Raw genomic sequence first — 26090 nt, 5'->3', positions numbered from 1 at the left:
CAATGTTTGATAATTTAACCGATCGTTTGTCGCGCACGCTGCGCAACATCAGCGGCCGCGGACGCCTTACTGAAGAGAACATCAAGGAAACGCTGCGCGAAGTGCGCATGGCGCTGCTGGAAGCAGACGTCGCGTTGCCGGTTGTTCGTGATTTTATCAACCGCGTTAAAGAGAAGGCGGTTGGTCATGAAGTTAACAAGAGCCTGACCCCGGGCCAGGAATTCGTCAAAATCGTTCGTAATGAACTGGTTTCGGCGATGGGCGAAGAGAACCAGGTGCTTAACCTGGCGGCTCAGCCGCCGGCCGTGGTGCTGATGGCGGGCCTGCAGGGTGCGGGTAAAACGACCAGCGTCGGTAAGCTGGGTAAATTCCTGCATGAAAAGCACAAGAAGAAAGTGCTGGTGGTTTCTGCGGACGTCTATCGCCCGGCGGCGATCAAACAGCTGGAAACTCTGGCCGAACAGGTCGGCGTAGATTTCTTCCCGTCCGACGTGGCGCAGAAGCCTGTCGACATCGTTAACGCGGCGCTGAAAGAAGCGAAGCTGAAATTCTACGACGTGCTGCTGGTGGATACCGCCGGTCGTCTACACGTTGACGAAGCGATGATGGACGAGATTAAGCAGGTGCATGCCTCTATCAACCCGGTAGAGACCCTGTTCGTTGTCGATGCCATGACCGGTCAGGATGCGGCGAATACCGCGAAAGCGTTTAACGAAGCGCTGCCGCTAACCGGCGTGGTGCTGACTAAAGTGGACGGTGACGCCCGCGGCGGTGCGGCGCTCTCGATTCGTCACATCACCGGTAAGCCGATTAAATTCCTCGGCGTGGGCGAGAAAACTGAAGCGCTCGAGCCGTTCCACCCGGATCGTATTGCCTCCCGTATCCTCGGCATGGGCGACGTGCTGTCGCTGATCGAAGATATCGAGAGCAAGGTTGACCGCGCGCAGGCCGAGAAGCTGGCCAGCAAGCTGAAAAAAGGTGACGGTTTCGATCTTACCGACTTCCTTGAGCAGCTGCGTCAGATGAAAAACATGGGCGGCATGGCCAGCCTGATGGGCAAACTGCCGGGCATGGGCCAGATCCCTGACAACGTGAAAGCGCAGATGGATGACAAGGTGCTGGTGCGTATGGAGGCGATCATTAACTCGATGACGCTGAAAGAGCGCGCTAACCCGGATATCATCAAAGGTTCCCGTAAACGCCGTATCGCAGCCGGTTGCGGCATGCAGGTGCAGGACGTTAACCGTCTTCTTAAACAGTTCGACGACATGCAGCGCATGATGAAGAAAATGAAGAAAGGCGGCATGGCGAAGATGATGCGCGGCATGAAAGGCATGATGCCCCCCGGTTTTCCAGGGCGTTAATCGCTTTTGAGATTGCTTTTTGCCCGAAAATGAGTAAAATTTTCGGGCTTTTAATATGACACCCGGGCTCCGTTCCTCGATGGGGCCCGGTTGTTTTATTCACACAAGAGGATGTTATGGTAACTATTCGTTTAGCTCGTCACGGCGCTAAAAAGCGTCCGTTCTACCAGGTTGTTGTGACTGACAGCCGTAATGCACGCAACGGTCGCTTCATCGAGCGCGTTGGTTTCTTCAACCCACTGGCCGCTGGCGCAGAAGAAGAAACTCGTCTGGATCTGGATCGTATCGCTCACTGGGTTGGCCAGGGCGCTACTGTTTCCGATCGCGTTGCTACGCTGATCAAAGCAGCAAACAAAGCAGCTTAATCTGTCACGGTGGTCATGATGAGCAATAAAGCACCTGTTGAACCGATCGTATTGGGAAAAATGGGTTCTTGCTACGGTATCCGTGGTTGGCTCAGAGTGTTTTCCTCCACTGAAGACGCTGATAGCATTTTTGATTACCAGCCCTGGTTTATCCAGAAAGGCGGTAAGTGGGAAGAGGTCGAGCTGGAAAGCTGGCGTCACCACAATCAGGACATCATCATCAAGCTGAAAGGCGTTGACGATCGTGATGCTGCGAATGCGCTGACTAATTGTGAAATTGTCGTGGATTCGTCGCAGTTGCCACAGCTGGAAGAGGGCGACTACTACTGGAAAGACCTTATGGGTTGCCAGGTAGTCACTACCGAAGGCTACAGCCTGGGGAAAGTCATCGATATGATGGAAACCGGGTCAAATGACGTTCTCGTCATTAAGGCAAACCTGAAAGATGCATTTGGCATCAAGGAGCGGTTGGTTCCGTTCCTCGATGGACAGGTTATCAAGAAAGTCGATCTCACTACTCAAACCATTGAAGTAGATTGGGATCCTGGTTTTTAAATTCTCCGGATAAACGGTAAAAGACGGCGCTATGTGGATTGGCATAATTAGCCTGTTTCCTGAAATGTTCCGCGCGATTACCGATTACGGGGTAACTGGCCGGGCAGTAAAGAATGGCCTGCTGAGCATCCAGAGCTGGAGTCCTCGTGACTTTACTCATGACCGGCACCGTACCGTGGACGATCGTCCTTACGGCGGCGGACCGGGGATGCTAATGATGGTGCAACCCTTACGGGACGCCATTCACACAGCAAAAGCCGCGGCAGGTGAAGGCGCAAAGGTGATTTATCTGTCACCTCAGGGACGCAAGCTTGATCAAGCGGGCGTGAGCGAACTGGCGACGAATCAAAAGCTGATTCTGGTCTGTGGGCGCTACGAAGGAATAGATGAGCGCGTAATTCAAACCGAGATTGACGAAGAATGGTCTATCGGCGATTACGTTCTCAGCGGTGGTGAGTTACCCGCAATGACGCTGATTGACTCCGTCGCCCGGTTCATTCCGGGGGTTCTGGGCCATGAAGCTTCGGCAACGGAAGATTCCTTTGCCGATGGGTTGCTGGACTGTCCACACTATACTCGTCCTGAAGTGTTAGAAGGGATGGAAGTACCGGCGGTGTTACTGTCTGGAAACCATGCCGAGATACGTCGCTGGCGTTTGAAGCAGTCGCTGGGCCGAACCTGGCTTAGAAGACCTGAACTTCTGGAAAACCTGGCTCTGACTGAAGAGCAAGCAAAGTTGCTGGCCGAGTTCAAAACTGAACACGCGCACCAGCAGCATGAACATGATGGGAATGCGTAATACGCTCCCGAATATCAGTTTACCCAGGATAAGAGATTAAATTATGAGCAACATTATTAAGCAACTTGAACAAGAGCAGATGAAGCAGGACGTACCTTCCTTCCGTCCAGGTGACACCGTGGAAGTGAAAGTATGGGTTGTTGAAGGTTCCAAAAAACGTCTGCAGGCATTCGAGGGCGTGGTTATCGCTATTCGTAACCGCGGTCTGCACTCTGCATTCACTGTTCGTAAAATTTCCAACGGCGAAGGCGTTGAGCGTGTCTTCCAGACTCACTCTCCGGTAGTTGACAGCATTGCTGTTAAACGTCGTGGTGCTGTACGTAAAGCTAAACTGTACTACCTGCGTGAGCGTACTGGTAAGTCTGCTCGTATTAAAGAGCGTCTGAACTAAGATTCGCTTAAGCGACATCCTGTTAGAAAGGGCTGGCCGAAAGGCTGGCCCTTTTTTTATCCCTGCGCATTTCTCACGTTAACCCTTTTGTCATAAATCATTTACAATGCTTGCCTCTTGAATGGAGGGGACGTGGATAACGTACTGCATCAGCCTGACCGGAAGCGCGTAGCGGCATTGACCGCGCTGTTTGCGATCCTGCTGATCGTGGTGGCGCCGCTTATCTCCGTCTCCTTGCAGAAAGATCCCATGAGCGCGATGCCGGGCATGCATCATGACATGAGCATGATGTCGATGGACGAGCATCAGGGCGATATGCCGCATACGATGCCTGTCGACCATGCGGAAGCGTGCGGCTACTGCGTGCTGTTAGCGCATGTCCCTGGCGTGATGCTGGCGCTGATCGTCCTGCTCAGCGCGGTATTACAGAGGCTTCGCATTAAGCCGCCGCGCCAGGCGGTCAGCCACTGGCACTTTTTCCCCTGGCTTTACCCTGATACCCGCGCGCCGCCGCGGCAGTCTGCTTTTTCCCTTTAAAACTAAATCGATAACTTTTTGCCTTAAAAAGGAAAAGTATGACTACCTGCACTCCGCGCGCGGCATGGGGAAACCTGCTGCGTCGCCTCCATTTCTACGTCGGGCTTTTTGTTGGTCCGTTTATCTTCTTTGCCGCGCTGACCGGTACGCTGTATGTGGCGACCCCGCAGCTGGAGAATGCGCTCTACCGGCACGCGCTCCACACGGATTCCGTGGGCGTGCCGCAGCCGCTGGCGGAGCAAATCGCCGTGGCGGAAAAAAACGTTGGATCAGATGTGCATTTGCACGCCGTGCGTCCCGGGCTGGCTGAAGGCGAAACCACCCGCGTGATGTTTGCCGACCCGACGCTTGGGCCATCGGAAAACCGGGCTATTTTTATTGATCCGGTAAGCCTGGCGGTGCTGGGAGATATGACGGTATACGGCACCAGCGGGATTTTACCGCTGCGTCAGACCATTGATTACCTGCATACCTCTCTGATGCTGGGCGACGTGGGGCGGCTCTACAGCGAGCTTGCCGCCTCCTGGATGTGGGTTGCCGCGCTGGGCGGTGCTGCCCTGTGGTTTTATACCCGACCCAAACGGCGAATCAATAATCGCTTCCAGAATCGTCGTCGGATGCACGTGACGCTGGGCTGGAGTCTGCTGGGCGGAATGCTGTTGTTCTCAGCAACCGGCCTGACCTGGTCCCAGTGGGCAGGCGGGAATGTTGATAAGCTGCGGGCAGAGATGAACTGGCTCACCCCGCAGGTGAACACGACGCTTTCCGGTCAACAGAAGATCGTGGATGAGCACGCCGAACACCGGGGCCATCACGGCGGCATGATGATGCCGGAAATGGCGATGGATCTGACGCAGTTTGACGGAGTATTAAGCGCGGCGCGTAACGCAGGAATTGATGCCAACAGGCTGGAGATCCGCCCGGCAAAAACGGCGGATAGCGCCTGGACCGTGACGGAAATCGATCGCAGCTGGCCGACTCAGGTGGACGCCGTTGCGGTTGATTCTTCAACGATGCAGATCCTGGACAGAACCCGATTCGAGGATTTCCCGTTAATGGCAAAACTGACCCGCTGGGGCGTGGATTTCCATATGGGGATCTTATTCGGGCTGGTGAATCAGCTGCTGCTGGTGGCGTTCGGCCTCACCCTGTGCGTGCTCATCGTCTGGGGTTACCGGATGTGGTGGATGCGTCGTCCGGCACGGTCGGCCGTGGATCCGGTGCAGACGCTTTGCCAGAGCTGGCTGGCGCTGTCAGGGTGGGGAAGAGGGATTACGGTGATAATCAGCATACTGCTGGGGCTGGCCTTGCCGGTCATGGGCGTGAGTCTGGCGCTGTTTGTTCTGGTGGACTGGCTGCGCTGGCGAGCGGCAACCAGGGTGACGCTCGCCGAATCATCCGCTAAATAACCCTATGGCGTGCTGATCACCACTGCGACGCGGCGGTTTTCAGCGCGCCCTTGCGGGGTACTGTTGCTCGCAACCGGATATTTTTGACCTAACCCCCGCGTGGTGAGATTGCTGCGCGGGATATTTGCACCCTTCGCCCAGGCATCGGCCACGGCATTGGCGCGTTTTAACGACAGCGCTTCGTTGTAGCTTTCTTCACCGTAGTTATCCGTGTGACCGTCCATTCGCGCGTGGTTCAGGCCGGTTTCCGCCAGGCGAGAGGCCATGGACTGGATCTGCGTTTCACTTTCCGGGCGCAGTCTGGCGTCATTTTTATCAAACAGGATGGTGTCCGACATGCCAAGTGACCAGTCACCGTTCAGTTCGTTAAAACCGTAAGACTTCATCGCCGAAATTTGCTCAGGAGTGAATTTGCCTTCCGGGGGCGACTGACAGCCTGCCAGAACCAGTGAGGCCAGAACTATCGGCGCGAAGTAACGTTTTAACATAGTGTATCCTTTCTAACTTGTTGTTTTCGTACGCTGGTTTTTCACCTGATACATGTTGCGGTCAGCCCTCTCCAGTAATGCTTCCACGGAAGCATTTTCCCACGCCAGAGCAAAGCCAATGCTGAGTGACATCGATGCTTTTTGTCCGTTATGAAGATCAAACGGACGGATAAACTGCTGCGATAGCGCAGCACAAATGTGTTGAACCTCGAGCTCAGAGTGTACGCCGTACAGCACCATGGCGAATTCGTCACCGCCAAGGCGGTAAGCCTGGTGACGTTTGTCGCCAAACTCCATCATCCTGCTGGCGACTTCTATCAGCACGCAGTCGCCTGCCGCGTGTCCCCAGGTGTCGTTAATAAACTTAAAATTATCACCGTCAAGGAAGAGCAGGGCCGAGTTTGTTTTAGCTGAAGGGTCGTTCATTAAGGCTGCAATGCTGTTACGAAACGCCGCGCGGTTGGCAAGACCGGTGAGCGGGTCGTGCATGGCGGTTCGCAGCAGCTGGGCGTTTTTCGCCTGAAGCTTCAGTTGCCACTCCTCCATCTCATCCAGAAGGCTGTTGAAGTCCTCACCAAACTGGTGAAACTCTTCGATACGGCCGTCTTTCACCCGGCGGGAGAAGTTGCGATTAGTACGAACGTCATGCACGACGTCAGTGATGTTTTGCAGGGCCGTGACCATCCCATGGTGCAAAGACTGGGTAATAGTGAGCGCGACGACGGTTGCAAAGAGAATGCAGCCGGTCAGAACGGCAAACGACATCCAGATGAAATGGCCGATCAGGCTGTCACGCGCGGTCAGGCGAATTTCGCCGATCGTTGCGCCGTTATGCATGATGGGCTGCGCAACCGGTACGGGGAAAAGCCAGCGGCTGACCAGTGCGCCCAGCGTGTCGTTGTTGTCCTCCGGGTTCCAGGACCAGTAGGCAAACCGCTTTTTATGCGCGTTAATGACCTCGGCCACGGCAAACTGCCCCTGTTTGCCCAGCGCAGCCAGCGTTTCGTTGGCCGCCAGCGAGTCGTTGAACACCAGCGAGGCTTCCAGGCTGTGGCTCATTGTTGCGCCGGTTAATTCGAGATTCTTTTGCGCGTATTGTTTTAACGTCACGACGGAAGCAAAACAGAGCAGCAGCCATATTAACGTCATCGTGATGATGACGCTTATCATGCTGTTTCGCCTCAACGTTCTTTTAAACGTCGGACGTGGCGTTGAAGTGAAATCTTTATCCATGCTGCTTATTCCGTGCAAGCATTAATACATCCGGATTGACTCTTACGCCACTGCGCGTCAATGCATCCAGATTGACGGCGAACCGTACCTGGCCGCGATCGATTATCAGGCAAAAGGCACTGCCAATTACACATTCCGGATTTTGCTCTGAGATTAATAGCAACGCTCTGCCCTGATATTGACTTATTAATTCAATTTGTTTTGCCGGTGATTCAGACCCGAAATAGATCGCATCGCACGTCGCGGCCAGGGCTTCCTGATCGTTACGTACAATAACGGGAGTATAAGGTAACTCGCTATGCCCCTCATCGCCGCTGAGGGCGTGCGTATAGTGCGAAGTGGCGTAGACGCAGAGTTTAGGCTGACCGGAAAGTGACGGCCATCGCGTATAGCTCACGATGCCTGAGACAATCGAGCGTACCGATTTATCCGTTTCCGTAAGCGTGCCTGCCGCCGCAGGGCCCACCATAAGGAACAGCATTATCACCAGAGTGAGTCGGAAAAAAGAGATCAAGAATAAATTTCTCACCAGAATCCGCCACATCGCTCTGGAAATAGATGTCCTTAAGAGTTGCGGGCAGAATACCATTGTTTATCAGGGCCGTCATTATGTCAGAAATAGCATGAGGCCGACCTAAGCTAAATCCTACTGTTGTTTATTTTCCGGTGGATAAAAATAGATTAATTCAGTCTGCTGGAGCGCATACTTTCATCCATCCCTTGCTGCCATGACGCACGCAGTTTTGCCGCGTTTTCGGCTGTATCGCAACTGGCAGGGAAAGATTTGCCTGCTAATCCCCAGGCGTGAATAAACCCTTCTTCGCAGATTTTCTTCTGACCATCAGCATAGCCGCGAAGATATTCACTACGATCAACGTGTGTGTCGTTAAAACTATCGGCCAGGGCCTGGTTATCTTTAACCGGCAGGCCATTCATGGCGTCTTCTTTACCTGCATCAAACCAGGATGGGCTGGTCCAGTCGGGCTGGAAGGTGTAAGGATTGATCTGACAGCCCGTTAAAAACAGCGACAACAGCGCGAGAGCAATTGAACGCATAGCCATTCTCCTTTTTTCTTCAGCATAGCCTGGCTAAAGAAAACCTGTCTGTAATTTAAAGTTTACGTTTTTATTGGCTGATTTTTGCAATAAATTGGTATGTGTAAAGTAATGTGTACGTATTTTGGATTGAAATGTTTACTTTTTATGGTATCGTGGTTTCACCTCATTGAGGAAAACAACTATCGCAAACGAGCTTTACAGGATCGCCATCATGCAAAAAGACGCGCTGAACAACGTACATATCACTGACGAACAGGTGTTAATCACTCCGGATCAACTGAAAGCGGAATTTCCGCTGAGCGTCGCGCAGGAGGCTCAGATCGAGCACTCTCGCCAGACCATTTCTGACATTATCGCCGGCCGCGATCCGCGCCTGCTGGTGGTATGCGGTCCTTGCTCCATTCACGATCCTGAAACCGCCATTGAATATGCTCGTCGATTTAAAGCGTTAGCGGAGGAGGTCAGCGATAGCCTCTATCTGGTGATGCGCGTCTATTTTGAGAAGCCACGTACGACCGTCGGCTGGAAAGGGTTGATTAACGATCCGCACATGGATGGCTCGTTTGATGTGGAAGCAGGCCTGAAGATTGCGCGTCGCCTGCTGGTGGAGCTGGTCAGCATGGGACTGCCGCTGGCAACCGAAGCGCTGGACCCGAACAGCCCGCAGTACCTGGGCGATCTGTTCAGCTGGTCGGCGATTGGCGCGCGTACCACGGAATCGCAAACCCACCGCGAGATGGCGTCTGGCCTGTCAATGCCGGTTGGCTTTAAAAACGGTACCGATGGCAGCCTGGCGACGGCGATCAACGCCATGCGCGCTGCTGCGATGCCGCACCGTTTCGTCGGTATCAACCAGGCGGGTCAGGTCTGCCTCCTGCAAACGCAGGGTAACCCGGACGGCCATGTGATCCTGCGCGGCGGGAAAGCACCTAACTACAGCCCGGCGGACGTGGCGCAGTGTGAAAAAGAGATGGAGCAGGCGGGACTGCGCCCGGCACTGATGGTAGATTGCAGTCATGGTAATTCAAATAAAGATTACCGTCGCCAGCCTGCGGTTGCGGAATCCGTGGTCGCACAGATCAAAGATGGCAACCGTTCGATTATCGGTCTGATGATTGAGAGCAATATTCATGAAGGCAATCAATCATCTGAACAACCGCGTAGCGCAATGAAGCACGGCGTCTCCGTGACGGATGCCTGCATCAGCTGGGAAACCACCGATGCGCTGCTGCGTGAGATCCACAAAGATTTGAAAGGCCAGCTGGCGACGCGTCTGGCTTAAGAGGTTAGTTATGGTTGCTGAATTGACCGCACTGCGCGATCAAATTGATGAAGTGGATAAGGCGCTGCTGGACCTGCTGGCGCGCCGCATGGCGCTGGTTGCCGAAGTCGGTGAGGTGAAAAGCAAATACGGCCTGCCGATTTACGTCCCGGAGCGCGAAGCCTCAATGCTGGCCTCTCGTCGCAAAGAGGCCCAGGCGCTGGGCGTTTCGCCGGATTTAATTGAAGATGTTCTGCGTCGCGTGATGCGGGAATCCTATTCCAGCGAAAACGACAAGGGCTTCAAAACCCTCTGTCCGTCCCTGAGGCCGGTGGTGATTGTCGGCGGGGCAGGACAGATGGGGCGTCTGTTTGAAAAAATGCTGACGCTTTCGGGCTATCAGGTGCGCATTCTGGAAAAAGAGGACTGGGCGCATGCTCCGGAACTCATGAATGATGCCGGGATGGTTATCGTCAGCGTGCCGATCCACGTGACGGAGCAGATCATCGGGAAGCTTCCTGCTTTACCGAAAGATTGTATCCTGGTGGATTTGGCCTCCGTCAAAAATGGTCCGCTGCAGGCGATGCTGGCTGCGCATACGGGCCCGGTGCTGGGTCTGCACCCGATGTTTGGCCCGGACAGCGGCAGCCTGGCTAAGCAGGTGGTGGTTTACTGCGACGGTCGTCAGCCGGAAGCCTATCAGTGGTTCCTGGAACAGATTCAGGTATGGGGCGCGCGATTGCACCGCATCAGCGCGGTCGAGCACGATCAGAACATGGCGTTCATTCAGGCGCTGCGCCACTTTGCGACGTTTGCCTACGGTCTGCATCTGGCGGAAGAGAACGTGCAGCTTGAACAGATTCTGGCGCTCTCTTCGCCTATCTATCGTCTGGAGCTGGCGATGGTCGGGCGCCTGTTTGCTCAGGATCCGCAGCTTTACGCGGACATTATTATGTCCTCCGAGAACAATCTGGCGCTCATCAAGCGCTACTATCAGCGCTTTGGCGAAGCCATTACGCTGCTGGAGCACGGAGACAAGCAGGCGTTTATCGACAGTTTCCGCAAGGTTGAGCACTGGTTTGGCGATTACGCGCAGCGTTTCCAGAGTGAGAGCCGGACGCTGTTGCGCCAGGCAAATGACAGTCGCCAGTAATGCGATGATGTATATACTGAAAGCCAGCAATGCTGGCTTTTTTTATTTTGGGGAACTGTCATGGCCGAACCGCAGCTGCTGTTGAATTACACCGGGCATCTGCCTGAATGCCCGACGTGGAGCGCAGAAGAGCGCGCGCTCTACTGGGCCGATATTCTGGAAGGGGAGATCCACCGCTACCATCTGCCGACGGCAGAACACACCGTACTCTCTTTCCATGAGGAGGTGGGCTGTTTCGCGCTGCGCGAGCAGGGTGGTTTTATCGTTGCGATGCGAACGGGTATCTGGCTGACCGATAAACACGGCCTGCTGCGCCGCAAGGTGTGCGATAACCCCTCTAACCCGCAGCTCGCACGCTTTAACGACGGCGGCACCGATTCTCTGGGACGATTCTACGCGGGCACGTTTTGGGGGCCGGGAGATTATAACGGTGCCCTGCTGATGCGCATCGACAACGACCTGACGCCGAAAGTGATCCAGTGTGATATTCACGGCCACAACGGCTTAGCGTTTAGCCCTGATAATCAATGGATGTTTACTTCAGATACGCCAAACGGCGTTATTTACCGAACGCAGCTTGATGAGAAGGGCGAACCCGGCAGGCGCGAGGTGTTTCGTCAGTTTAAAGAGGGCGAAGGGATACCGGACGGCGCGGCCATGGATGTGGAAGGCTGCTACTGGAGCGCGCTGTTTGGCGGCTGGCGTATTGCGCGTTTTTCTCCGCAAGGGGAGCAGCTGGAAGAATACCGCATGCCGGTGCGTTGCCCGACGATGGTCTGCTTTGGGGGCGATGACATGAAAACGCTGTTTATTACCACCACGCGGGAAAATATGGATGCGGACGAGGTGGCGAAGTATCCGCTCTCCGGCGCCATCTTCACCCTGCCGGTGAACGTGGCAGGGATGAAGAAAAGCCGGTTCATCGAACGTTAAGCCGGGTCAACCGGGACCACGTTTTCGCTCGGATAGCAGCCCAGCACCTTCATGGAACGCGTGATCTCGCCCAGTTCGCGCAGGGCCTTCTGCATGGAAGCAGATTCCAGGTTGGCCTGGATATCGAGGTAGAACATCTCTTCCCACGGGTTACCGTGGATTGGGCGTGATTCCAGCCTGGTCATGATCAGGTTGTGGTTACGCAGCACCAGCAGGGCTTCAACCAGCGCCCCGGCCTGTTGGCCGGTCGCCATCAGCAGCGTGGTTTTGGCCGGCACCTGGTCTGACACATTGATTGCCTTGCGTGCCAGCACCACGAAGCGGGTGATATTTTGCGTCTGGTTCGCCAGGTTGCGTTCCAGCACCTGTAAACCATACAGCGCCCCGCCTGCTTCGCTGCCGAGCGCGGCGACGGTTGGGGTGTTAGCCTGCGCCACTTTTTCCATCGCCGCCGAGGTGCTTTCGGTGTACTCAATTTTCCAGCTCGGATAGCGGTTCAGGAACTGGCTGCACTGCTGGAACGGCTGTGGATGACTGTAAACCGTTTCGATCTTGCTCAGGTCCGTTGAGCCGGCGACCAGCACGCAGTGATCGATTGGGATCGTCAGCTCGCCAACCAGCGACAGGCTGGTGTGCTGCAGCAAATCGTAGACGTCGTTGATGGCGCCGGAGCTGGTGTTTTCAATCGGTACGACGGCGTAATCCGCCTGGCCGGTCTCAACCTGGTTAAAAATGTCGGCAAACTTCGCGCAGCCGCTCTCAATAAATTCTTCGAAATGGCGTGCGGCATACTGACGTGCGGCCAGGTGAGAATAAGACCCCTTCGGACCGAGGAAGGCGATACGCGCAGAGTGTGGATTGGTTTTGTTCAGATGCTGCTGGAGCAGCGCTTGCTGGGTGAGAACGGAGTCTTCGATGATGAGCTGGAACAACCGGGTAATGTAGTGGGCATCGAGGTGATGCGCTTTGCCGAGCTGAATGAGACGTTCCAGCAGATCGCGCTCGCGGTCGATATCGCGTACCGGGCGATGGGAGTCCAGCTTGGCTTTGCCCACTTCAACGGCAAGCGCGCGGCGTTCGGCCAGCAGCGCCAGCAGTTTCTCATCCAGCGCGCTGATTTTTACTCGCAGATCCAGTAACGGGTTTTCCGGTGTCATAGTGTTGCCTGTCTCATTTTATCGTTATCAATAAAAAAGGCCCCCCGGTGTGGGAGGCCTTGTTGTTCGTCTTCGCATTCTTTATCACACGACGAAACGCCTCCCAGTCAGGGGAAGGTAAAAAAGAATGCGAAGAAGAACGGCGTAAGTTTCATAAAGTCATCCTGTGATTGATACCGTTAAAGTACCCGTACTGTTTTCACCCTGTCAATAAAAAACAAAAAACGCGCCCGAAGGCGCGTTGGCGGTACACTCAATTTAAAGGATTACTCTTCTTCAACTTCTTCCGCGAAGCTGGCGTCTTTCACCGATGTTGCGGCGCGACGGGCTTCACCTTTGTGTTGCACTTTATTGAGCTGCCGTTCCAGCTTGTTGATCAAATCGTTAATAGCTGTGTACATATCCTCGTGTTTTGCGCTGGCGACCAGATGGCCGTTTGGAGTATTGATAGTTGCGTCAGCGATGAAACCCTGCGGCTCCTTGGACAGGATGATATGTGGATTAATCAAATGAGTTTGCCATTTATCCAGTTTGGCGAGACGGTCTGCGACGTGCTGGCGGATTGCCGGAGTAATTTCCATTTGTTTACTGGTAATGTTCATTGTCATAAATTTTACCTCTTGTCTTTCCGTCTTGGTGATTCCAGCATACCCGACCTAATGTCAAAATGTGTGATTTAGATCACGTTATTTTGTCGGTTTTTGTCAGGGAATCTTTTTTGTGAGGCAGGGCAGGAAGAGGTGAGATTTACCTTGTCGAAGGCAAAAATTGGGGCCATAGTTGACTGGATGTGTTGAGGCTTAAGCGCTTCAGCGACGCGGTAAAATGAATAAAAAAACGGCAGCCTTCGGGCTGCCGTTTTGCATTGAGGCAATATCAGGTGTTGCTGCTGTTCGCGGCGATGATTTTCGCCACTTTTTCAGCCTGAGCGGTCATCTGCATCTGACGGTAAGCATTTTCCATCAGCTTCAGGCCGTCGCGCGTTGCCTGAGTATCCGGATAATCACGCAGCATACCTTCTACGCGGTTAACCACGGCAACCCATGCGCCACGGCGGGTATAGTATTCCGCTACGGAGTATTCATATTTCGCCAGACGATCTTTCAGGAACACCAGACGTTTGGTCGCGTCGGTCACGTACTGACTGTTCGGATAGCCGCGCACCAGCTTGGAGAAGTCATTGAAGGCATCACGCGCATGCTGCGGGTCACGGTCAGAACGATCCACGCCGAAGAAGCCCTGCAGCGCACTGTCGTCCAGCGCCATGTTGGTGAGGCCGCGCATGTACATCACATAGTCGATGTTAGGATGAGTCGGGTTCAGACGCATGAAACGATCGATAGTTGCCTGAGCCAGCGGCAGGTCGGCATTTTTATAGTATGCGTAGATGAGATCTAACTGTACCTGCTGCGAATATGGACCAAATGGATAGCGATTATCCAACGCTTCCAGTTGCGTTATCGCCTGTTTCCAGTTACCGTCCTGCAACTTTTGTTGTGCAGTCGCATAGATTTCATTCGGCGGATTGTCAGGGACCTGTTCATTTGAACCGGAGCAGCCCACCAAAGCCAGGCTCAACGTGGCCGCTGCCACCAGATATTTCATGCGCGTCATGACGTTTTGACTTTCCTCAAATGTTTGTCCGGGAGAAACTCTGTTCCTGCTCCCGATTAAGACCAGCTACAATAGCACACTATATTAAACGGCAAAGCCGTAAAACCCAACGTTAAACGAAGAAGCAGTTTATGGCACAACGAGTAGAACTCACCGCAACAGTCTCCGAAAATCAGCTCGGTCAACGCTTAGATCAGGCTTTGGCCGAATTGTTCCCTGATTATTCGCGTTCACGCATAAAAGAATGGATCCTTGACCAGCGCGTGCTGGTAAACGGCAAGATCTGGGACAAACCAAAAGAGAAAGTGTTAGGTGGGGAAGCTGTCGCCATCAATGCTGAAATCGAAGAGGAAATCCGCTTCGAGCCGCAGGATATCCCACTGGACATCATCTATGAAGATGATGACATTCTGGTGATCAACAAGCCGCGCGACCTGGTTGTTCATCCGGGCGCGGGGAACCCTGACGGTACGGTACTTAACGCACTTCTCCATTATTATCCGCCGATCGCGGATGTCCCGCGCGCGGGCATCGTGCACCGTCTGGATAAAGACACCACCGGTTTGATGGTGGTGGCGAAGACCGTTCCAGCTCAGACCCGTCTGGTGGAATCGCTGCAGCTGCGCGAAATCACCCGCGAGTATGAAGCGGTAGCCATTGGGCATATGACCTCTGGCGGAACGGTGGAAGAGCCAATCAGCCGTCACCCAACCAAACGTACCCATATGTCGGTGCATCCGATGGGTAAACCGGCGGTGACGCACTATCGCATTATGGAGCACTTCCGTATTCATACGCGCCTGCGTCTGCGTCTGGAAACCGGACGTACTCACCAGATCCGCGTGCATATGGCCCACATTACCCATCCGCTGGTCGGGGATCAGGTATACGGTGGCCGCCCGCGTCCACCTAAAGGCGCATCGGATGAGTTCATCAGCGTATTGCGTAAATTCGATCGTCAGGCGCTGCACGCGACCATGCTGCGTCTTTACCACCCTATCACCGGTATTCAGATGGAGTGGCATGCGCCTATCCCGCAGGATATGGTGGATCTTATCGACGCCATGCGTGCTGATTTCGAAGAACATAAGGATCAAGTGGACTGGTTATGACCAAACTGATTGTCCCGGAGTGGCCATTGCCTGCTGGCGTGGCTGCCTGCAGTTCAACCCGTATTGGCGGTGTTAGCCAGGGCGCGTGGGAGTCTTTGAACCTCGGTGCGCACTGTGGCGACAACCTGGAACATGTTGAAGAGAACCGCAGACGTCTGTTTGCTGCGGGGAACTTGCCGTCGAAACCGGTCTGGCTGGAACAGGTTCATGGTAACGCGGTGCTGAAGTTGACGGGAGAACCCTATGCTTCTAAACGCGCTGATGCCTCTTACAGTAATACTCCGGGAACCGTTTGTGCCGTGATGACCGCCGATTGTCTGCCGGTTCTGTTCTGTAACCGTGCAGGTACCGAGGTGGCTGCAGCACACGCGGGCTGGCGTGGTCTGTGTGAAGGCGTGCTCGAAGAAACTATCGCCTGCTTTAGCGATGAGCCAGCCAATATTATGGCCTGGCTTGGCCCGGCCATTGGTCCTCGCGCTTTCGAAGTGGGGCCAGAGGTTCGCGAAGCCTTTATGGAAAAAGATCCGCAAGCGGTTGAAGCCTTCCTGCCTTCGGGGGATAAATATCTGGCTGATATTTACCAGCTCGCCCGCCAGCGTCTAAATAACGTTGGCGTGATGCAGATCTTCGGCGGCGATCGCTGCACATTCACCGAAAAGGGTGATTTTTTCTCCTATCGTCGCGACAAGACCACGGGGCGTATGGCAAGTTTCATTTGGCTGATATAACCTAAAGAATCAAGACGATCCGGTACGTGCCGTTTTCTTTTCACATAATTCAGGTCATTAACCTTGAATAATTGAGGGATGACCTCATTTAATCTCCAGTAGCAAATTTGACCTGTTATGGGAGGAGTTATGCGTCTGGATCGTCTTACTAATAAATTCCAGCTTGCTCTCGCCGATGCCCAGTCCCTCGCACTGGGGCACGACAACCAGTTTATCGAACCTCTTCATTTAATGAGCGCCTTGCTGAATCAGGAAGGGGGATCGGTACGTCCTTTATTAACGTCCGCTGGCATTAATGCTGGCCAGTTACGCACCGCTATCGATCAGGCGCTGAGCCGTTTACCGCAGGTAGAAGGTACCGGCGGCGACGTTCAGCCGTCTCAGGATTTGGTGCGCGTGCTTAACCTTTGCGACAAGCTGGCGCAAAAACGTGGGGACAACTTTATTTCGTCAGAGCTGTTTGTTCTGGCGGCGCTTGAATCACGCGGTACCTTGACCGACCTGCTGAAATCTGCCGGTGCGACCACCGCCAATGTGACTCAGGCGATTGAGAAAATGCGCGGAGGTGAAAGCGTGAACGATCAGGGAGCCGAAGACCAACGTCAGGCTTTGAAGAAATTTACGGTCGATCTGACCGAGCGTGCTGAACAGGGCAAACTTGATCCGGTTATCGGCCGTGACGAAGAAATCCGCCGTACGATTCAGGTACTGCAGCGTCGTACCAAGAACAACCCGGTGCTGATTGGTGAACCGGGTGTCGGTAAAACCGCCATCGTTGAAGGGCTGGCGCAGCGTATCGTCAACGGCGAAGTGCCGGAAGGCCTGAAAGGCCGCCGCGTACTGGCGCTGGATATGGGCGCGCTGGTGGCCGGTGCGAAATACCGCGGTGAGTTTGAGGAGCGTCTGAAAGGCGTGCTTAACGACCTGGCGAAGCAGGAAGGGAACGTTATCCTGTTTATCGACGAACTGCACACTATGGTCGGTGCCGGTAAAGCGGACGGCGCGATGGATGCCGGGAACATGCTGAAACCTGCGCTGGCGCGCGGTGAACTTCACTGCGTCGGTGCCACCACGCTCGACGAGTACCGTCAGTACATTGAGAAAGATGCTGCGCTGGAACGTCGTTTCCAGAAAGTGTTTGTTGCTGAGCCAAGCGTTGAAGATACCATCGCGATCCTGCGTGGTTTGAAGGAGCGCTATGAACTGCACCACCACGTGCAGATCACTGACCCGGCTATCGTTGCGGCAGCGACGCTTTCACACCGTTACATTGCTGACCGCCAGCTGCCGGATAAAGCGATCGACCTTATTGATGAAGCGGCTTCGAGCATTCGTATGCAGATTGACTCGAAACCGGAAGAGCTGGATAGGCTCGACCGACGCATCATTCAGCTCAAGCTGGAACAGCAGGCGCTGAAGAAAGAGTCTGATGAAGCCAGTAAGAAACGCCTGGATATGCTCAATGAAGAACTGGACGATAAAGAGCGCCAGTATTCTGAGCTGGAAGAAGAGTGGAAAGCCGAGAAAGCATCCCTTTCCGGCACTCAGACCATTAAAGCTGAACTCGAACAGGCCAAAATTGCCATTGAGCAGGCTCGCCGTGTCGGCGATCTGGCGCGGATGTCTGAACTGCAGTACGGCAAAATTCCTGAGCTGGAAAAACAGCTTGAGATAGCGACGCAGTCAGAAGGGAAAACGATGCGTCTGTTACGTAATAAAGTGACGGATGCGGAAATCGCGGAAGTGCTTGCTCGCTGGACCGGTATTCCGGTGGCGCGCATGCTGGAAGGCGAGCGTGAAAAACTGCTGCGCATGGAGCAGGATCTCCACAATCGGGTGATTGGTCAGAACGAAGCGGTTGAGGCGGTTTCCAACGCCATTCGCCGTAGCCGCGCAGGGTTGTCCGATCCAAACCGTCCGATTGGTTCGTTCCTGTTCCTGGGGCCGACGGGGGTCGGTAAAACCGAGCTGTGTAAAGCGCTGGCTAACTTTATGTTCGACAGCGACGATGCGATGGTACGTATCGACATGTCCGAGTTTATGGAAAAACACTCCGTCTCACGTCTGGTCGGCGCGCCTCCGGGATACGTAGGTTATGAAGAAGGGGGGTACCTGACGGAAGCGGTTCGCCGTCGCCCTTATTCCGTCATCCTGCTGGATGAGGTGGAAAAAGCGCACCCTGATGTGTTCAACATCCTGCTTCAGGTGCTGGATGATGGCCGTCTGACCGACGGGCAGGGGAGAACGGTCGACTTCCGTAATACGGTTGTCATCATGACCTCGAACCTGGGTTCCGATTTGATTCAGGAACGTTTCGGTGAACTGGACTATAGCCATATGAAGGATCTGGTGCTCGGTGTCGTGAGCCATAACTTCCGTCCTGAGTTCATCAACCGTATTGATGAAGTGGTGGTATTCCATCCTCTGGGTGAGAAACACATTGCGTCGATTGCGCAGATCCAGCTGCAGCGTCTGTACAAACGTCTGGAAGAGCGTGGATATGAAATTCACATCTCCGACGAGGCCCTGAAGCTGCTGAGCGAGAATGGTTACGATCCGGTGTACGGTGCGCGTCCATTGAAACGTGCTATCCAGCAGCAGATCGAAAACCCGCTGGCGCAGCAGATCCTCTCCGGAGAGCTGATCCCTGGCAAAGTTATCCGTCTGGAAGCCAACGACGATCGCATTGTGGCAGTGCAGTAAGTCACAAAACGCAAAAACGAGCTGCTTGCGGCTCGTTTTTGTTTAAAAACCAGGCGAAAATTGAGGTCTGGAGTATGGTTTGCCTGGAAAGTGAGCAGTTAGTAAATAATTTTCACTTTACCCTTGCAGGTTCGGAATAACTCCCTATAATGCGCCTCCACTGACACGGAACAACGGCACACACGCCGCCGGGTCAGCAGAGAAAAGCGAAATTAATCACTTGACTCTGAAGCGGGAAAGCGTAATATGCACACCCCGCGCCGCTGCGAAAAGCGAAGCGGCACTGCTCTTTAACAATTTATCAGACAATCTGTGTGGGCACTCAAAGTGACATGGATTCTTAACGTCGCAAGACGAAAAATGAATGCCAAGTCTCTGAGTGAACATACGTAATTCATTACGAAGTTTAATTCACGAGCATCAAACTTAAATTGAAGAGTTTGATCATGGCTCAGATTGAACGCTGGCGGCAGGCCTAACACATGCAAGTCGAGCGGTAGCACAGAGAGCTTGCTCTCGGGTGACGAGCGGCGGACGGGTGAGTAATGTCTGGGAAACTGCCTGATGGAGGGGGATAACTACTGGAAACGGTAGCTAATACCGCATAACGTCGCAAGACCAAAGAGGGGGACCTTCGGGCCTCTTGCCATCAGATGTGCCCAGATGGGATTAGCTAGTAGGTGGGGTAACGGCTCACCTAGGCGACGATCCCTAGCTGGTCTGAGAGGATGACCAGCCACACTGGAACTGAGACACGGTCCAGACTCCTACGGGAGGCAGCAGTGGGGAATATTGCACAATGGGCGCAAGCCTGATGCAGCCATGCCGCGTGTATGAAGAAGGCCTTCGGGTTGTAAAGTACTTTCAGCGGGGAGGAAGGTGTTGAGGTTAATAACCTCAGCAATTGACGTTACCCGCAGAAGAAGCACCGGCTAACTCCGTGCCAGCAGCCGCGGTAATACGGAGGGTGCAAGCGTTAATCGGAATTACTGGGCGTAAAGCGCACGCAGGCGGTCTGTCAAGTCGGATGTGAAATCCCCGGGCTCAACCTGGGAACTGCATTCGAAACTGGCAGGCTAGAGTCTTGTAGAGGGGGGTAGAATTCCAGGTGTAGCGGTGAAATGCGTAGAGATCTGGAGGAATACCGGTGGCGAAGGCGGCCCCCTGGACAAAGACTGACGCTCAGGTGCGAAAGCGTGGGGAGCAAACAGGATTAGATACCCTGGTAGTCCACGCCGTAAACGATGTCGACTTGGAGGTTGTGCCCTTGAGGCGTGGCTTCCGGAGCTAACGCGTTAAGTCGACCGCCTGGGGAGTACGGCCGCAAGGTTAAAACTCAAATGAATTGACGGGGGCCCGCACAAGCGGTGGAGCATGTGGTTTAATTCGATGCAACGCGAAGAACCTTACCTACTCTTGACATCCAGAGAACTTTCCAGAGATGGATTGGTGCCTTCGGGAACTCTGAGACAGGTGCTGCATGGCTGTCGTCAGCTCGTGTTGTGAAATGTTGGGTTAAGTCCCGCAACGAGCGCAACCCTTATCCTTTGTTGCCAGCGGTTAGGCCGGGAACTCAAAGGAGACTGCCAGTGATAAACTGGAGGAAGGTGGGGATGACGTCAAGTCATCATGGCCCTTACGAGTAGGGCTACACACGTGCTACAATGGCGCATACAAAGAGAAGCGACCTCGCGAGAGCAAGCGGACCTCATAAAGTGCGTCGTAGTCCGGATTGGAGTCTGCAACTCGACTCCATGAAGTCGGAATCGCTAGTAATCGTAGATCAGAATGCTACGGTGAATACGTTCCCGGGCCTTGTACACACCGCCCGTCACACCATGGGAGTGGGTTGCAAAAGAAGTAGGTAGCTTAACCTTCGGGAGGGCGCTTACCACTTTGTGATTCATGACTGGGGTGAAGTCGTAACAAGGTAACCGTAGGGGAACCTGCGGTTGGATCACCTCCTTACCTTAAAGAACCTGCCTTTGTAGTGTCCACACAGATTGTCTGATGAAAAGTAAATAGCAAGGCGTCTTGCGATTGAGACTTACACGTCCCCTTCGTCTAGAGGCCCAGGACACCGCCCTTTCACGGCGGTAACAGGGGTTCGAATCCCCTAGGGGACGCCACTTGCTGGTTCGTGAGTGAAAGTCACCTGCCGTCATATCTCAAAACTCATCTTCGGGTGACGTTTGAGATATTTGCTCTTTAAAAATCTGGATCAAGCTGAAAATTGAAACGACACACATGTTATGTGTGTTCGAGTCTCTCAAATTTTCGCAATCATGAAGTGAAACATCTTCGGGTTGTGAGGTTAAGCGACTAAGCGTACACGGTGGATGCCCTGGCAGTCAGAGGCGATGAAGGACGTGCTAATCTGCGAAAAGCGCCGGCGAGGTGATATGAACCTTTGACCCGGCGATGTCCGAATGGGGAAACCCAGTGCAATTCGTTGCACTATCGTTAACTGAATACATAGGTTAACGAGGCGAACCGGGGGAACTGAAACATCTAAGTACCCCGAGGAAAAGAAATCAACCGAGATTCCCCCAGTAGCGGCGAGCGAACGGGGAGCAGCCCAGAGTCTGAATCAGCTTGTGTGTTAGTGGAAGCGTCTGGAAAGTCGCACGGTACAGGGTGACAGTCCCGTACACGAAAGCACACAGGTTGTGAACTCGAAGAGTAGGGCGGGACACGTGGTATCCTGTCTGAATATGGGGGGACCATCCTCCAAGGCTAAATACTCCTGACTGACCGATAGTGAACCAGTACCGTGAGGGAAAGGCGAAAAGAACCCCGGCGAGGGGAGTGAAAAAGAACCTGAAACCGTGTACGTACAAGCAGTGGGAGCACCTTCGTGGTGTGACTGCGTACCTTTTGTATAATGGGTCAGCGACTTATATTCTGTAGCAAGGTTAACCGTATAGGGGAGCCGAAGGGAAACCGAGTCTTAACTGGGCGTTAAGTTGCAGGGTATAGACCCGAAACCCGGTGATCTAGCCATGGGCAGGTTGAAGGTTGGGTAACACTAACTGGAGGACCGAACCGACTAATGTTGAAAAATTAGCGGATGACTTGTGGCTGGGGGTGAAAGGCCAATCAAACCGGGAGATAGCTGGTTCTCCCCGAAAGCTATTTAGGTAGCGCCTCGTGAACTCATCTTCGGGGGTAGAGCACTGTTTCGGCTAGGGGGCCATCCCGGCTTACCAACCCGATGCAAACTACGAATACCGAAGAATGTTATCACGGGAGACACACGGCGGGTGCTAACGTCCGTCGTGAAGAGGGAAACAACCCAGACCGCCAGCTAAGGTCCCAAAGTCATGGTTAAGTGGGAAACGATGTGGGAAGGCACAGACAGCCAGGATGTTGGCTTAGAAGCAGCCATCATTTAAAGAAAGCGTAATAGCTCACTGGTCGAGTCGGCCTGCGCGGAAGATGTAACGGGGCTAAACCATGCACCGAAGCTGCGGCAGCGACGCTTATGCGTTGTTGGGTAGGGGAGCGTTCTGTAAGCCGTTGAAGGTGTGCTGTGAGGCATGCTGGAGGTATCAGAAGTGCGAATGCTGACATAAGTAACGATAAAGCGGGTGAAAAGCCCGCTCGCCGGAAGACCAAGGGTTCCTGTCCAACGTTAATCGGGGCAGGGTGAGTCGACCCCTAAGGCGAGGCCGAAAGGCGTAGTCGATGGGAAACAGGTTAATATTCCTGTACTTGGTGTTACTGCGAAGGGGGGACGGAGAAGGCTATGTTAGCCGGGCGACGGTTGTCCCGGTTTAAGCATGTAGGCGGAGGTTCCAGGTAAATCCGGTACCTTTTAACGCTGAGGTGTGATGACGAGGCACTACGGTGCTGAAGTAACAAATGCCCTGCTTCCAGGAAAAGCCTCTAAGCATCAGGTAACACGAAATCGTACCCCAAACCGACACAGGTGGTCAGGTAGAGAATACCAAGGCGCTTGAGAGAACTCGGGTGAAGGAACTAGGCAAAATGGTGCCGTAACTTCGGGAGAAGGCACGCTGATATGTAGGTGAAGCCCCTGCGGGTGGAGCTGAAATCAGTCGAAGATACCAGCTGGCTGCAACTGTTTATTAAAAACACAGCACTGTGCAAACACGAAAGTGGACGTATACGGTGTGACGCCTGCCCGGTGCCGGAAGGTTAATTGATGGGGTTAGCGGCAACGCGAAGCTCTTGATCGAAGCCCCGGTAAACGGCGGCCGTAACTATAACGGTCCTAAGGTAGCGAAATTCCTTGTCGGGTAAGTTCCGACCTGCACGAATGGCGTAATGATGGCCAGGCTGTCTCCACCCGAGACTCAGTGAAATTGAACTCGCTGTGAAGATGCAGTGTACCCGCGGCAAGACGGAAAGACCCCGTGAACCTTTACTATAGCTTGACACTGAACACTGGTCCTTGATGTGTAGGATAGGTGGGAGGCTTTGAAGCGTGGACGCCAGTCTGCGTGGAGCCAACCTTGAAATACCACCCTTTAATGGCTGGTGTTCTAACGTAGACCCGTAATCCGGGTTGCGGACAGTGTCTGGTGGGTAGTTTGACTGGGGCGGTCTCCTCCCAAAGAGTAACGGAGGAGCACGAAGGTTAGCTAATCCTGGTCGGACATCAGGAGGTTAGTGCAATGGCATAAGCTAGCTTGACTGCGAGAGTGACGGCTCGAGCAGGTGCGAAAGCAGGTCATAGTGATCCGGTGGTTCTGAATGGAAGGGCCATCGCTCAACGGATAAAAGGTACTCCGGGGATAACAGGCTGATACCGCCCAAGAGTTCATATCGACGGCGGTGTTTGGCACCTCGATGTCGGCTCATCACATCCTGGGGCTGAAGTAGGTCCCAAGGGTATGGCTGTTCGCCATTTAAAGTGGTACGCGAGCTGGGTTTAGAACGTCGTGAGACAGTTCGGTCCCTATCTGCCGTGGGCGCTGGAGAATTGAGGGGGGCTGCTCCTAGTACGAGAGGACCGGAGTGGACGCATCACTGGTGTTCGGGTTGTCATGCCAATGGCACTGCCCGGTAGCTAAATGCGGAAAAGATAAGTGCTGAAAGCATCTAAGCACGAAACTTGCCCCGAGATGAGTTCTCCCTGACCCTTTAAGGGTCCTGAAGGAACGTTGAAGACTACGACGTTGATAGGTCGGGTGTGTAAGCGCAGCGATGCGTTGAGCTAACCGATACTAATGAACCGTGAGGCTTAACCTTACAACGCCGAAGCTGTTTCGGCGAAGACAGACACGATTTTCAGCCTGATACAGATTAACAGAATTTGCCTGGCGGCTTTAGCGCGGTGGTCCCACCTGACCCCATGCCGAACTCAGAAGTGAAACGCCGTAGCGCCGATGGTAGTGTGGGGTCTCCCCATGTGAGAGTAGGGAACTGCCAGGCATCGATTAGAAGAACCCCGTACCGTAAGGTGCGGGGTTTTTTGCTTTGTGCTTACCCTCTCTGGCCTTTCTCTTAATCCCTTATCCTGCTAATGGAATGTGTGATCCCTGTCGCAATGTCATTTATAACAAAATTATAACATTTCATTTACGAGGTAATTGAGTCTCCTGACTCAATACGCCGCTGTTTATGGCAGGAGCATAATCACAATGACAGAAAGCATTACATCAAACGGGACGCTGGCTAACAGTGATACCCGAAGAAGGGTATGGGCAATCGTCAGCGCCTCTTCAGGGAATCTGGTTGAATGGTTCGACTTTTACGTCTACTCATTCTGTTCACTCTACTTCGCACATATCTTCTTCCCATCCGGCAACACCACAACGCAGCTGCTACAAACGGCGGGGGTATTTGCCGCAGGGTTTTTAATGCGGCCCATCGGGGGCTGGCTGTTTGGCCGCATTGCGGATCGTCGCGGCCGTAAGGCTTCTATGCTGATCTCGGTGTGCATGATGTGCTTTGGTTCTCTGGTGATCGCCTGCTTACCGGGATATGAATCGATTGGCACCTGGGCACCGGCGCTACTTTTACTGGCCCGCTTATTCCAGGGATTATCGGTGGGTGGTGAGTACGGTACCAGCGCGACCTACATGAGTGAGATTGCACTGGAAGGCCGTAAAGGTTTTTACGCCTCATTCCAGTACGTCACGTTGATTGGTGGTCAACTGCTGGCCATCCTTGTGGTGGTGATCCTGCAGCAGATTCTGACGGACGAACAACTTCACGCCTGGGGATGGCGAATTCCTTTCGCGATGGGCGCAGTACTGGCGGTTGTCGCACTTTGGCTGCGCCGTCAGTTAGATGAAACCTCTCAGAAGGAAGTCAGAACGCTTAAGGAGGCGGGAACATTCAAAGGGTTATGGCGTAACCGCAAAGCTTTCCTTATGGTGCTGGGCTTTACTGCGGGCGGCTCTCTCAGTTTCTACACGTTCACCACCTATATGCAGAAGTACCTGGTGAACACCACCGGCATGCACGCAAACGTTGCCAGCGTAGTCATGACCGTGGCGCTGTTTGTCTTTATGCTCATACAACCTATTATCGGTGCGCTCTCGGATAAAATCGGTCGACGTACGTCGATGCTGATTTTTGGCGGCCTGTCGGCATTATGTACCGTACCTATTCTGTCTGCCCTTCAGCATGTGACTTCGCCGTATGCCGCGTTTGCGCTGGTTATGCTGGCGATGGTGATTGTCAGTTTCTATACCTCTATTAGCGGAATACTGAAAGCCGAAATGTTCCCGGCGCAGGTACGTGCTTTAGGGGTAGGGCTCTCTTATGCGGTAGCTAATGCGTTGTTTGGCGGCTCGGCGGAGTACGTTGCGTTGTCGCTTAAATCATGGGGAAGTGAAACGACATTCTTCTGGTACGTAACGATAATGGGCGCACTGGCCTTTATTGTTTCCCTGATGCTGCATCGCAAAGGGAAAGGCATTCGACTTTAATAGCGCGCCATCTGCCACACGGCATAGCCGGTCGTTGCGCCGGCGACATCCCAGGCGAAATCTTTCCAGCTCCAGCCGCTCCCTGCGGGGCGGCTATCCCACAGTTCTTTTGATGCTCCAAGACTGACTGAGAACATCAACCCTATCGCCGCGCTACGATCCCGGCTGTATCCCTGATGCTGCGCATATTCATTGCCGGCTGCGGACAACATCGCGGAAGCGAGGAAATGCTGGGCTTTATCCTGTCCGGACCAGTTATCGTTGGCCATATGGCTACAGCCAGTCAGAAAGAGGACGCTAAGTAACAGAGGAATACGCATCAAC

General features: G+C 53.8%; 23 protein-coding genes, 1 tRNA gene, 3 rRNA genes and 1 other annotated feature. Of the genes, 18 read left to right on the top strand and 9 right to left on the bottom strand.

Translation table 11 applies throughout. The annotated features are described in order from the left end of the window. Nucleotides 1-2: 2 nt before the first annotated feature. The 7 genes from ffh to EnteroDNA1_RS08670 all read left to right on the top strand — a co-directional run bounded on the left by ffh (nt 3) and on the right by EnteroDNA1_RS08670 (nt 5420). Nucleotides 3-1364 carry a signal recognition particle protein gene (gene ffh / locus EnteroDNA1_RS08700; RefSeq protein WP_064673559.1) on the top strand — a complete coding sequence of 454 codons (1362 nt, stop codon included), beginning with the start codon at nt 3-5 and terminating at the stop codon, nt 1362-1364. A 116-nt stretch (nt 1365-1480) separates the two neighbouring features. Next, entirely contained in the window at nt 1481-1729 is a 249-nt protein-coding gene (rpsP, locus tag EnteroDNA1_RS08695) for a 30S ribosomal protein S16 (RefSeq protein ID WP_003863133.1), read from the top strand. A 15-nt stretch (nt 1730-1744) separates the two neighbouring features. Continuing rightward, complete coding sequence (gene rimM, locus EnteroDNA1_RS08690) at nt 1745-2284, top strand: ribosome maturation factor RimM (protein ID WP_029741020.1); 540 nt, start codon at nt 1745-1747, stop codon at nt 2282-2284. A 31-nt stretch (nt 2285-2315) separates the two neighbouring features. Next, nucleotides 2316-3083, top strand: a complete 768-nt coding sequence (gene trmD / locus EnteroDNA1_RS08685; protein ID WP_014832949.1) for a tRNA (guanosine(37)-N1)-methyltransferase TrmD — start codon at nt 2316-2318, stop codon at nt 3081-3083. Between the two features lie 43 nt (nt 3084-3126). Continuing rightward, nucleotides 3127-3474: a 50S ribosomal protein L19 gene (gene rplS, locus EnteroDNA1_RS08680; protein ID WP_002914145.1), complete on the top strand. Its 348-nt coding sequence runs from the start codon at nt 3127-3129 to the stop codon at nt 3472-3474. Nucleotides 3475-3606: 132 nt separating this feature from the next. After that, nucleotides 3607-4011, top strand: coding sequence for a DUF2946 domain-containing protein (locus EnteroDNA1_RS08675; RefSeq protein WP_064673560.1), 405 nt, complete (start codon nt 3607-3609; stop codon nt 4009-4011). Between the two features lie 38 nt (nt 4012-4049). Beyond that, the gene (locus EnteroDNA1_RS08670; RefSeq protein ID WP_064673561.1) at nt 4050-5420 is read left to right on the top strand and encodes a PepSY-associated TM helix domain-containing protein; all 1371 of its coding nucleotides are present in this window, start codon (nt 4050-4052) and stop codon (nt 5418-5420) included. 2 nt (nt 5421-5422) lie between these two features. Here EnteroDNA1_RS08670 and EnteroDNA1_RS08665 read toward each other — a convergent pair whose 3' ends face one another. The 4 genes from EnteroDNA1_RS08665 to EnteroDNA1_RS08650 form a co-directional block, all read right to left on the bottom strand. Further along, complete coding sequence (locus EnteroDNA1_RS08665; RefSeq protein ID WP_029741023.1) at nt 5423-5908, bottom strand: OmpA family protein; 486 nt, start codon at nt 5906-5908, stop codon at nt 5423-5425. Nucleotides 5909-5920: 12 nt separating this feature from the next. Then, a complete protein-coding gene (gene dgcN / locus EnteroDNA1_RS08660) occupies nt 5921-7141 on the bottom strand; it encodes a diguanylate cyclase DgcN (protein WP_029741024.1) in 1221 nt (406 codons plus the stop codon). Next, entirely contained in the window at nt 7134-7670 is a 537-nt protein-coding gene (locus tag EnteroDNA1_RS08655; RefSeq protein WP_197506920.1) for a YfiR family protein, read from the bottom strand. Before EnteroDNA1_RS08655 ends, dgcN begins: the two co-directional genes overlap by 8 nt. Before the next feature lie 152 nt (nt 7671-7822). Then, complete coding sequence (locus EnteroDNA1_RS08650; RefSeq protein ID WP_064673562.1) at nt 7823-8197, bottom strand: DUF2799 domain-containing protein; 375 nt, start codon at nt 8195-8197, stop codon at nt 7823-7825. A 214-nt stretch (nt 8198-8411) separates the two neighbouring features. Between EnteroDNA1_RS08650 and aroF the strand changes: the two genes are divergently transcribed. Genes aroF through EnteroDNA1_RS08635 form a run of 3 tightly spaced genes read left to right on the top strand, consistent with a single transcriptional unit; the run spans nt 8412 to nt 11547 of the window. After that, a complete protein-coding gene (gene aroF, locus EnteroDNA1_RS08645) occupies nt 8412-9482 on the top strand; it encodes a 3-deoxy-7-phosphoheptulonate synthase AroF (RefSeq protein WP_033146251.1) in 1071 nt (356 codons plus the stop codon). A gap of 10 nt (nt 9483-9492) precedes the next feature. After that, the gene (gene tyrA / locus EnteroDNA1_RS08640) at nt 9493-10614 is read left to right on the top strand and encodes a bifunctional chorismate mutase/prephenate dehydrogenase (protein WP_069303191.1); all 1122 of its coding nucleotides are present in this window, start codon (nt 9493-9495) and stop codon (nt 10612-10614) included. A gap of 60 nt (nt 10615-10674) precedes the next feature. Further along, nucleotides 10675-11547 carry an SMP-30/gluconolactonase/LRE family protein gene (locus EnteroDNA1_RS08635; protein ID WP_064673563.1) on the top strand — a complete coding sequence of 291 codons (873 nt, stop codon included), beginning with the start codon at nt 10675-10677 and terminating at the stop codon, nt 11545-11547. Here EnteroDNA1_RS08635 and pheA read toward each other — a convergent pair. From pheA to bamD, 4 genes are all read right to left on the bottom strand, one after another. Next, nucleotides 11544-12704, bottom strand: coding sequence for a bifunctional chorismate mutase/prephenate dehydratase (gene pheA, locus EnteroDNA1_RS08630; protein WP_069303190.1), 1161 nt, complete (start codon nt 12702-12704; stop codon nt 11544-11546). The two genes, EnteroDNA1_RS08635 and pheA, sit on opposite strands and share 4 nt — an antisense overlap. A 30-nt stretch (nt 12705-12734) precedes the next feature. Beyond that, nucleotides 12735-12860: a sequence feature (Phe leader region), on the bottom strand. Then, entirely contained in the window at nt 12812-12859 is a 48-nt protein-coding gene (pheL, locus tag EnteroDNA1_RS22335) for a pheA operon leader peptide PheL (protein ID WP_100249759.1), read from the bottom strand. (Overlaps the previous feature by 48 nt.) A gap of 110 nt (nt 12861-12970) precedes the next feature. After that, a complete protein-coding gene (gene raiA / locus EnteroDNA1_RS08625) occupies nt 12971-13312 on the bottom strand; it encodes a ribosome-associated translation inhibitor RaiA (protein WP_003863162.1) in 342 nt (113 codons plus the stop codon). A gap of 268 nt (nt 13313-13580) precedes the next feature. Next, nucleotides 13581-14318 carry an outer membrane protein assembly factor BamD gene (gene bamD, locus EnteroDNA1_RS08620; protein ID WP_023308867.1) on the bottom strand — a complete coding sequence of 246 codons (738 nt, stop codon included), beginning with the start codon at nt 14316-14318 and terminating at the stop codon, nt 13581-13583. Between the two features lie 131 nt (nt 14319-14449). On the opposite strand from bamD, the gene rluD reads away from it, so the two are divergent. From rluD to EnteroDNA1_RS08575, 8 genes are all read left to right on the top strand, one after another. Beyond that, nucleotides 14450-15430: a 23S rRNA pseudouridine(1911/1915/1917) synthase RluD gene (gene rluD / locus EnteroDNA1_RS08615; protein WP_033146247.1), complete on the top strand. Its 981-nt coding sequence runs from the start codon at nt 14450-14452 to the stop codon at nt 15428-15430. Then, on the top strand, nt 15427-16158 hold the full coding sequence (gene yfiH, locus EnteroDNA1_RS08610) for a purine nucleoside phosphorylase YfiH (RefSeq protein WP_069303189.1): 732 nt from the start codon (nt 15427-15429) through the stop codon (nt 16156-16158). The genes rluD and yfiH overlap by 4 nt, the downstream gene beginning before the upstream one ends. Nucleotides 16159-16287: 129 nt before the next feature. Next, the gene (gene clpB, locus EnteroDNA1_RS08605; protein ID WP_023308864.1) at nt 16288-18861 is read left to right on the top strand and encodes an ATP-dependent chaperone ClpB; all 2574 of its coding nucleotides are present in this window, start codon (nt 16288-16290) and stop codon (nt 18859-18861) included. Nucleotides 18862-19289: 428 nt separating this feature from the next. After that, nucleotides 19290-20829, top strand: a 16S ribosomal RNA gene (locus EnteroDNA1_RS08595). Between the two features lie 85 nt (nt 20830-20914). Then, nucleotides 20915-20990, top strand: a tRNA-Glu gene (locus EnteroDNA1_RS08590). Between the two features lie 183 nt (nt 20991-21173). Next, nucleotides 21174-24078 (top strand): 23S ribosomal RNA (locus tag EnteroDNA1_RS08585). A gap of 67 nt (nt 24079-24145) precedes the next feature. Beyond that, nucleotides 24146-24261, top strand: a 5S ribosomal RNA gene (gene rrf, locus EnteroDNA1_RS08580). Together the 16S, 23S and 5S rRNA genes with 1 tRNA gene alongside form the textbook arrangement of a ribosomal RNA operon. Nucleotides 24262-24470: 209 nt before the next feature. Further along, complete coding sequence (locus EnteroDNA1_RS08575) at nt 24471-25766, top strand: MFS transporter (protein WP_029741120.1); 1296 nt, start codon at nt 24471-24473, stop codon at nt 25764-25766. Here the strand turns inward: EnteroDNA1_RS08575 and EnteroDNA1_RS08570 are convergent. Further along, a complete protein-coding gene (locus EnteroDNA1_RS08570; RefSeq protein WP_033146245.1) occupies nt 25763-26086 on the bottom strand; it encodes a YfiM family lipoprotein in 324 nt (107 codons plus the stop codon). The genes EnteroDNA1_RS08575 and EnteroDNA1_RS08570 overlap by 4 nt on opposite strands. Nucleotides 26087-26090 lie beyond the last annotated feature (4 nt).

The sequence above is a fragment of the Enterobacter sp. HK169 genome, assembly GCF_001719105.1.
GTDB lineage: Bacteria > Pseudomonadota > Gammaproteobacteria > Enterobacterales > Enterobacteriaceae > Enterobacter > Enterobacter asburiae_B.
The sequence above is the reverse complement of the archived record's forward strand: the minus strand, read 5'-3'. Positions and strand labels throughout refer to the sequence as shown.

What these genes read in the sequence shown, in the direction of transcription:
- dgcN (WP_029741024.1), bottom strand. Translation starts at nt 7,141, where the DNA reads ATGGATAAAGATTTCACTTCAACGCCACGTCCGACGTTTAAAAGAACG.
- EnteroDNA1_RS08650 (WP_064673562.1), bottom strand. Translation starts at nt 8,197, where the DNA reads ATGCGTTCAATTGCTCTCGCGCTGTTGTCGCTGTTTTTAACGGGCTGT.
- ffh (WP_064673559.1), top strand. Translation starts at nt 3, where the DNA reads ATGTTTGATAATTTAACCGATCGTTTGTCGCGCACGCTGCGCAACATC.
- yfiH (WP_069303189.1), top strand. Translation starts at nt 15,427, where the DNA reads ATGACCAAACTGATTGTCCCGGAGTGGCCATTGCCTGCTGGCGTGGCT.
- pheA (WP_069303190.1), bottom strand. Translation starts at nt 12,704, where the DNA reads ATGACACCGGAAAACCCGTTACTGGATCTGCGAGTAAAAATCAGCGCG.
- EnteroDNA1_RS08635 (WP_064673563.1), top strand. Translation starts at nt 10,675, where the DNA reads ATGGCCGAACCGCAGCTGCTGTTGAATTACACCGGGCATCTGCCTGAA.
- trmD (WP_014832949.1), top strand. Translation starts at nt 2,316, where the DNA reads ATGTGGATTGGCATAATTAGCCTGTTTCCTGAAATGTTCCGCGCGATT.
- bamD (WP_023308867.1), bottom strand. Translation starts at nt 14,318, where the DNA reads ATGACGCGCATGAAATATCTGGTGGCAGCGGCCACGTTGAGCCTGGCT.
- rluD (WP_033146247.1), top strand. Translation starts at nt 14,450, where the DNA reads ATGGCACAACGAGTAGAACTCACCGCAACAGTCTCCGAAAATCAGCTC.
- EnteroDNA1_RS08575 (WP_029741120.1), top strand. Translation starts at nt 24,471, where the DNA reads ATGACAGAAAGCATTACATCAAACGGGACGCTGGCTAACAGTGATACC.
- clpB (WP_023308864.1), top strand. Translation starts at nt 16,288, where the DNA reads ATGCGTCTGGATCGTCTTACTAATAAATTCCAGCTTGCTCTCGCCGAT.
- EnteroDNA1_RS08670 (WP_064673561.1), top strand. Translation starts at nt 4,050, where the DNA reads ATGACTACCTGCACTCCGCGCGCGGCATGGGGAAACCTGCTGCGTCGC.
- rplS (WP_002914145.1), top strand. Translation starts at nt 3,127, where the DNA reads ATGAGCAACATTATTAAGCAACTTGAACAAGAGCAGATGAAGCAGGAC.
- rimM (WP_029741020.1), top strand. Translation starts at nt 1,745, where the DNA reads ATGATGAGCAATAAAGCACCTGTTGAACCGATCGTATTGGGAAAAATG.
- EnteroDNA1_RS08570 (WP_033146245.1), bottom strand. Translation starts at nt 26,086, where the DNA reads ATGCGTATTCCTCTGTTACTTAGCGTCCTCTTTCTGACTGGCTGTAGC.
- EnteroDNA1_RS08665 (WP_029741023.1), bottom strand. Translation starts at nt 5,908, where the DNA reads ATGTTAAAACGTTACTTCGCGCCGATAGTTCTGGCCTCACTGGTTCTG.
- aroF (WP_033146251.1), top strand. Translation starts at nt 8,412, where the DNA reads ATGCAAAAAGACGCGCTGAACAACGTACATATCACTGACGAACAGGTG.
- rpsP (WP_003863133.1), top strand. Translation starts at nt 1,481, where the DNA reads ATGGTAACTATTCGTTTAGCTCGTCACGGCGCTAAAAAGCGTCCGTTC.
- raiA (WP_003863162.1), bottom strand. Translation starts at nt 13,312, where the DNA reads ATGACAATGAACATTACCAGTAAACAAATGGAAATTACTCCGGCAATC.
- tyrA (WP_069303191.1), top strand. Translation starts at nt 9,493, where the DNA reads ATGGTTGCTGAATTGACCGCACTGCGCGATCAAATTGATGAAGTGGAT.